The 6,789-nt window shown below is 42.0% G+C and carries 9 protein-coding genes; 2 read left to right on the top strand and 7 right to left on the bottom strand.

The window, feature by feature from the left end; translation table 11 throughout:
* Positions 1 to 414: 414 nt before the first annotated feature.
* Genes FTT73_RS10385 through FTT73_RS10375 form a run of 3 tightly spaced genes read right to left on the bottom strand, consistent with a single transcriptional unit; the run spans position 415 to position 3,227 of the window.
* Positions 415 to 1,491 (bottom strand): DUF6670 family protein, encoded by a 1,077-nt coding sequence (locus tag FTT73_RS10385; RefSeq protein WP_180191378.1) that lies wholly within the window; start codon positions 1,489 to 1,491, stop codon positions 415 to 417.
* An 18-nt stretch (positions 1,492 to 1,509) separates the two neighbouring features.
* The gene (gene pssA, locus FTT73_RS10380; RefSeq protein ID WP_005094042.1) at positions 1,510 to 2,331 is read right to left on the bottom strand and encodes a CDP-diacylglycerol--serine O-phosphatidyltransferase; all 822 of its coding nucleotides are present in this window, start codon (positions 2,329 to 2,331) and stop codon (positions 1,510 to 1,512) included.
* A gap of 38 nt (positions 2,332 to 2,369) precedes the next feature.
* Positions 2,370 to 3,227: a 23S rRNA (adenine(2030)-N(6))-methyltransferase RlmJ gene (locus FTT73_RS10375; RefSeq protein WP_005094045.1), complete on the bottom strand. Its 858-nt coding sequence runs from the start codon at positions 3,225 to 3,227 to the stop codon at positions 2,370 to 2,372.
* A gap of 117 nt (positions 3,228 to 3,344) precedes the next feature.
* Between FTT73_RS10375 and FTT73_RS10370 the strand changes: the two genes are divergently transcribed.
* Both FTT73_RS10370 and FTT73_RS10365 read left to right on the top strand, forming a co-directional pair.
* Positions 3,345 to 3,947, top strand: a complete 603-nt coding sequence (locus tag FTT73_RS10370; RefSeq protein WP_180001736.1) for a 2OG-Fe(II) oxygenase — start codon at positions 3,345 to 3,347, stop codon at positions 3,945 to 3,947.
* 70 nt (positions 3,948 to 4,017) lie between these two features.
* Positions 4,018 to 4,545, top strand: a complete 528-nt coding sequence (locus tag FTT73_RS10365) for a hypothetical protein (RefSeq protein WP_180040637.1) — start codon at positions 4,018 to 4,020, stop codon at positions 4,543 to 4,545.
* Positions 4,546 to 4,635: 90 nt separating this feature from the next.
* On the opposite strand, the gene FTT73_RS10360 is transcribed toward FTT73_RS10365, so the two are convergent.
* The 4 genes from FTT73_RS10360 to FTT73_RS10345 form a co-directional block, all read right to left on the bottom strand.
* Complete coding sequence (locus FTT73_RS10360) at positions 4,636 to 4,893, bottom strand: DUF2789 family protein (RefSeq protein ID WP_005094049.1); 258 nt, start codon at positions 4,891 to 4,893, stop codon at positions 4,636 to 4,638.
* Between the two features lie 115 nt (positions 4,894 to 5,008).
* Positions 5,009 to 5,263, bottom strand: coding sequence for a DUF2789 family protein (locus FTT73_RS10355; RefSeq protein WP_034608346.1), 255 nt, complete (start codon positions 5,261 to 5,263; stop codon positions 5,009 to 5,011).
* A gap of 88 nt (positions 5,264 to 5,351) precedes the next feature.
* A complete protein-coding gene (locus tag FTT73_RS10350) occupies positions 5,352 to 5,612 on the bottom strand; it encodes a DUF2789 family protein (protein WP_005094053.1) in 261 nt (86 codons plus the stop codon).
* A gap of 174 nt (positions 5,613 to 5,786) precedes the next feature.
* The gene (locus tag FTT73_RS10345; protein ID WP_005168672.1) at positions 5,787 to 6,773 is read right to left on the bottom strand and encodes a malate dehydrogenase; all 987 of its coding nucleotides are present in this window, start codon (positions 6,771 to 6,773) and stop codon (positions 5,787 to 5,789) included.
* Between the last annotated feature and the right edge of the window lie 16 nt (positions 6,774 to 6,789).

Raw genomic sequence — 6,789 nt, 5'->3', positions numbered from 1 at the left:
CAATCTTGGCTCATCAATTTTCTGACAAATATTTCTCAAATAAACTTCGAGTCATTTCTACCATCAATCAATGAAAATAATTTCGATCGATCAACCAGTAAAAATCCACACAAGTTGTTCTTCATAATCTCTTAATGATCTTCTTGCTACTTCGTCAGCAGCAAGCTAGGTCGGCTATATTACTCTTTATTTCGAAAGAGTCAACAGGTTTAGTCGATTATTTTCAAACTTCTTCAAGACTTCCAGATTTAAACCCTTTGAGCTAAATCCTTGTTTCTCAACAAGTTTTAATCAACATCACCGCCGATGGATGTGCATTCTACAGCATTTCACACCCAACACAACCCCATTTTTTAAATAATTCAGCAAAAACCCAACGACTGTTTATTTATTCTACAGAAAATGCAGTTTTTACTATTTTTTGAGCATTAAAGGTACAGAATTAGCTAAATGCGTGAGAAGTTTGTCGGCTTTATCCTGCTCCTGAAAGCGCAAAGGACGGCAATCAATGTATTCACAGTAACCCCCTTCACCATTTTCAGTCTCTTCATTTATTTTTACCTGATAGCTGAAGCTGCCGACATAGCCCGCAGCCAGGCCAAATTTAAAATCGCCACGACTTTGTCCCTGTACCCAGATACAGGTGCCATCTTTAGCTTCGTAACACCATTCAAATTCACGTGGCAAATACATATTTTGCCCATTCGGCGTAGTGACGCGCGGATAGACACGATGGACTTTAAAATACACTTTTTGGTCAAACATCTGAGTCTGCATCTTGTTTAAATCACGCAAATACATCCGAGACTGAACAATACTATTCACTCCATCCCGAATTTGCGCCAACAGTAGCTGCCGGTTTTCACTCAGGTTAATAATTTGATAAGTCAGGAAGGCCAAAGGCAGATAAGGGAAATTGAAACTTCGTGCATATTCAAAACTTCCGAGGCTATCAATATTATATGTCTGTTGTTTATATTTTAATGTGCCCTGGCAATAGCACAGCAAAGACCAGTGCTCGGCAAGTGAAAACCTCACCTGGCTAAAGTGGGAAATGAGCTGAGTGGTATGAATGCTTAAATCGAAACTGAGTTCCGAGTCAAAACGCTGCAAACGAAAATGAGGAAAGGCCCCACTCAGTTGCTCCCGATCTAAAAACTGAAATAAGCCAGCATCAAAGTTACAGTCCTGCTGTACTGAATAACGATGCAGTTGGCCGACCATATGCGAACTCGTGCTGCAAATCACCGTAGCGGTATCCAGTGCGTTGGTTTGAATTGCACTGGGATTGGCCAGCATCGGTGCATTCGGCTGCCCGATAATGCTGAGAAAATTTAGATAGTGCAGCGGCGCCGGAAGTCCAGGAATCATCAAACCTTGATGAATAATCTTATATTTTGAGTTGGGGCCATGATAGGCAGGATAATGCGAAACAGTTGGAGTCTGATTCAGCTGTTTCGAACGATCTAAAAAATCTTGAAGAAACCGCATCTCAGACTCCTTATATTTTTATAATCTACTCGATCTTTTTGCCATAAAGGTGGTCACAAAACCAGATAAGGCATAGAGAATAGAAATTACCAGAATGCCGACAGGAATATTATAAGTCATCGCAGCAAAGACAAATACGGCAATTGGTAATACAAAAAACGGAACGCGTTTACGCTCTACAGTCTTAAATGAATAATATTTGATATTAGAAATCATCAACAAGCCCACCGCAATAATGACAACGGCGTTAATGATCTGAATGGATGCTTCACGAATATCGAAAATTTCAGGAAAATCTAAACCGACCCAGACCAGCGAAACAATCATGAGAGCTGCCAATGGACTGGCCACACCAATAAAATAACGCTTGTCTACCACGCCAATCTGTACGTTAAAGCGGGCCAGACGAAAAGCAGCACAGGCGGTATAGACAAAACAGGCGGCCAAACCAATCCGGCCTAAATCACTCAAACCCCAGCTATACATCAAGATCGCGGGAGCAACACCAAAAGCCAGCATATCGGAAAGCGAATCAAACTGTTCACCAAACGGACTTTGCGCACCAATCGCACGCGCCACACGCCCATCCAAACCATCCAGCAAAGCCGCAATAAAAATTGCATAGATCGCTTGCTGGAAATTGCCATTCATACTGGCAATAATGGAGTAGAAACCCGCTAACAACGCAGCGGTTGTAATCAGGTTCGGCCATAGATAGATGCCTCGACGCTTAACTTTCTGCCCTTCCTGGGTATGTTCCTCTTCTTCCACCTCAAAGGTGATGCCATCAAAAGGCAAGTCTTTTGAAGAGTCGCGTTCCGGTTTGCTTATATTTGTCATTCTTGTCGATCCTAGCTATGACCTGTGCTTTGAAAAAATTATTCGCCGACTAACCAGCGAACTGCAGCGTGACCACCATTTTCACTCATGCGAAGATGTGGGAATAACCATTGTAGTGCTTCATCTGCATCTTCAGAGAATTTCCAAGGCGGATTAATCACCAGCAAACCACAACCATTCAAGCCGACCGGGGTGTCATCCGGCCATACACAGACTTCACACACCAGTTGACGGCGGATGCCGGTCTTGAACATTTTTTTCTCGAAGCGTTCAATCATGGCACGGTCTTTAATTGGATACCAAACAGCAAATACACCTGTCGGCCATTTCTTATAAGCGGCAACCAGTAATTCTACCAATTGTGGAAAATCTTTACGCTCAAGCTCATAAGGTGGATCGATCATCACCAGACCACGTTTTTCTTTCGGCGGAATCACCCCCAAAAGACCTTCATAAGCATCACGCTCATGCAAACCGGCACGCTTGTCAAAAATATTATGACGAAGCTGCTGAAACACATCACGTTGCATTTCAAAAATGGTCGCTTTATCAATCTCGCGCATGCCTTCCAGGGCAAACCAAGGTGAACCGGGATAAGCACCCTTACCAAAGTTTTCACGCATTTTCTCAACAACTTTCAAATATTGTTGTACACCTTCAGGTGCATTACGCTTGATCGAGTCATCCAGTTTAACAAGACGATGAATACCGTTTAAGAACTCACCAGATTTTTGCGCTTCAGCAGTCGATAAATCATATTTACCCGCACCACCATGTGTATCTACATAGCGATAAGGTTTGTCTTTTGCATTCAGTCGAGTCAACAACTGAAGCAATAAAACGTGCTTCATGACATCGGCAAAGTTGCCTGCGTGGTAAGAGTGACGGTAATTCATGTTTCATTAATTCCTAATATCAACAGCTATTTTAACATGAAAAATAGTTTCGTTCAGGCACGATTCTTACACTAAAATAGCGAACCTGTTTTGCCACACTATCGAGAATTGAAAAAAATGGAAGCTGTTATCATCCCAGGGGATTGGAATGTTGATCAAATCTTAGATGATTTAGATCAACATGGCTTTAGTATTGTTGACGATGCTTATTCTAGTGAATATCAACATGCGGTAAGTCAGGAATGCTTAAGCCACTTAAACGAATTTCGTAATGCAGCCATTCAAAATGGCGTCGTCAGCAACATCCGTAGTGATCATATTCTTTGGTTACGACCTGAATTTCAAATTTCCCACCTACACACTCAAACCCTGCAACAGTTTTCTCAAGCTTTAAACCGCGCGTTTTATTTAGGCATTAAAGAAATCGAAGCACATTTTGCCTGCTATCACGCTGGCGAGTTTTATGCGCTGCATCGTGACAATCCTCAAGCTAAAAATGGCCGAATGATTTCCAGTGTGTATTATCTGCATGAACAATGGCAGGCAGATTGGGGGGGAGAATTGCGTCTGCAAGATAAAAATGACCAGTGGCATATTATTCAGCCACAGCCGAACCGGATTGTACTGTTCCAGAGTGATTTGTTACATGAAGTTTTAATTTCCAAACAGCAACGTCTATCCATTACGGCCTGGTTAAGAAGCGATACAGCCTTAATCTAATGCTCGCTCATGCTTTAAATTTATTTTTTTAACCTCATATAGGCATTATTGAGAAATGAGGATTGCGTTGATGCGATTAACAACCAAGCAGATTATTGAGCGACTGGGTGAAACTGACCAATTGTACTTAAAAGGCAATACGCCAGAATTAACGCTTGAACGTGCTGATCTTCGTTTACAGCTGGTGACTTTAAGTGAGCTGCGTCAGGAACAGCGACATTTCCTGCAAGAAGCGATTGTCTTACTTGAACAAGGCCGGGTGGAATTTGAAGAAATGCCGCTGCGCATGTATATCAATTTATCCTTGCATCTGGCCAAGGCTTATATGATGTTTTTTGAACTGACCAAAGAGCAGCATTTTGCCCTGATTACCCAGCAAATTCTTAAGCCGATGGCCAGTTATGAACATGGCGATATTTATTTCTTCCTGGCTTATGCCAGTGCCAGTAAAAATGAGCCAGCCCTGACACGTCACTGGTTAGGTAAATACACCAAAACGGTTGAATGTGAACTGGAATTGTTGCAGCAGCATCATGCCTTTAGTGATTATCGTCAGCAGGAATGGTTTATCAAAATATTAAAAAGTAAAATGCATTAAGCTTAACAGCGTCAAAGAAAACGCCTCATTTGAGGCGTTTTCTTTTGAGCATCACTTTCATTTTTTAAGTAATACCAAGATATAACACAGTTAAGCAGGCTGACGTCTGTAGGCATCCATGTGTAATTGCTGGTTCAGCTCATCCACCCAGATTGCCCAATCATCATCCTGTACCAGATGACTAATCAATAATGAACGCTGGGATTTATTCCAGAATGGTGCCTCATGCAAGGACAGGCCTGCTGGAAGTTGATGAGTCCGGATATACAACTCAATGGCAGCAGCGCTATTGGCCAGACCGAGTTGAGAAAATAACATTTCTAAGGATGGTTGGTTCTTCATGAGCATGTCGCCCTCCTTATATCAGATAAATTGTAATTATTTATAGATCTAACTTATAAGATAAGACAAAAAAAACCTAGTCATTTGACTAGGTTTGTTGTTTCTTTTTGTAGACTATAATTTAAACACCTTGCTTGTCACTTTCGACATGTAACAGCTGGTTCAGTTTGTCAATAATCACAATCCATTCATCATCTTGATGCCAGTGCTCGCGTAAGAATGCACTTTGGCCCTCACTCCAGAATTCGGCATCCGGTAAAGCGACTTCAGATGGCAACTGATGGGTATGGGTGAATTCATTAATTGCGGCTTCATCAGAAGGCAAACCCAATTGTTCAAATAATAATTCTAAAGTTGGCTGTTGTTCGAACATGATCCACTTGCTCCTGTTATATGCTCTAAACTAAAAATAAGACCTTTACCATCCCTAAAATAAGAACTGGCATAAATCCTTAAATACTCATTTATAAATCACATGACCCAGAACCTTGGGCTTCGCTATGTAATTGTTCATTCAGGACATCAACTAAAATTGCCCATTCATCATCTTTTTTCCACTGACCAATCAGGAAATCATGCTGGGATTTCGACCAGAACGGCGCCTTGTGCAAAGGCACGTCCATGCCAATTTGATGGGTCTTGATAAACTCATCAATCGCCTCGGGACTCGAGTCCAATCCAAGTTGCTGAAAAAACATTTCTAACGTTGGGTGTTGATCAAACATCTTCTTCACCTCGCCTTTTATTGGATTATTTATGTTTTTTAGCTTAGTCCAAGCCTAAGCAAGATTCAGTTGCTGCTGCATCACAGCATGTTATTTTTTGTTCATCAAAAAAATAGAGAGATAAAAAAAGCACCCCGAATGGAGTGCTCTTTCAACTTAATCTAAACGATCAAATTATTTAAGCATGTCAGCAATCGCTGCGCGCTCTTCTTCAAGTTCGTTCAATGTAACATTGATACGCTCACGGCTGAACTCGTCGATTTCTAAACCTTGAACGATTTTGTATTCACCGTTCTCAGTCGTTACAGGGAAACCGAACATAACGCCTTCAGGAATACCGTAAGAACCGTCAGAAGGAATACCCATGGTTACCCATTCGCCATTTGTGCCAAGAGCCCAATCGCGCATATGATCGATTGCAGCGTTTGCAGCAGAAGCAGCAGAAGACAAACCACGCGCTTCAATGATGGCAGCGCCACGCTTACCAACAGTCGGAAGGAATGTATTTGCATTCCAATCTTGGTCGTTAATCATGTCTTTAACGCTTTCGCCATTAATTGTAGCGAAACGGTAGTCAGCATACATTGTTGGAGAGTGGTTGCCCCAAACTGTAAGATTTTTGATGTCTTTAACCGCTTTACCGGTTTTAGCAGCAATTTGAGATGCAGCACGGTTGTGGTCAAGACGTAACATTGCAGTGAAGTTTTTCGCTGGAAGATCTGGAGCAGATTTCATCGCGATGTAAGCATTCGTGTTCGCAGGGTTACCTACAACAAGAACTTTAACGTCACGGCTCGCAACTTCGTTAAGTGCCTGGCCTTGACCGATAAAGATTTCGCCGTTCACTTTAAGCAGATCAGCACGTTCCATACCTGGACCACGTGGACGTGAACCAACTAATAACGCGTAGTCAGCATCTTTGAATGCAACTTTAGGATCATCAGTACCGATCATGTCTTCTAGTAATGGGAATGCACAATCTTGAAGCTCCATCATTACGCCTTTAAGCGCTTGCTGAGCTTTCTCAAAAGGAACTTCGAGCAATTGCAAAATCACTGGTTGATCTTTACCTAGCATTTCGCCGCTTGCGATACGGAATAATAGGCTGTAACCAATTTGACCTGCAGCGCCAGTAACGGCAACACGAACTGCTTGCTTCATCTAATTATCTCCAATT

The organism is Acinetobacter sp. YH01006 (assembly GCF_013420445.1).
Lineage (GTDB): Bacteria > Pseudomonadota > Gammaproteobacteria > Pseudomonadales > Moraxellaceae > Acinetobacter > Acinetobacter pseudolwoffii.
This window is presented reverse-complemented; position numbering and strand designations above follow the sequence as displayed.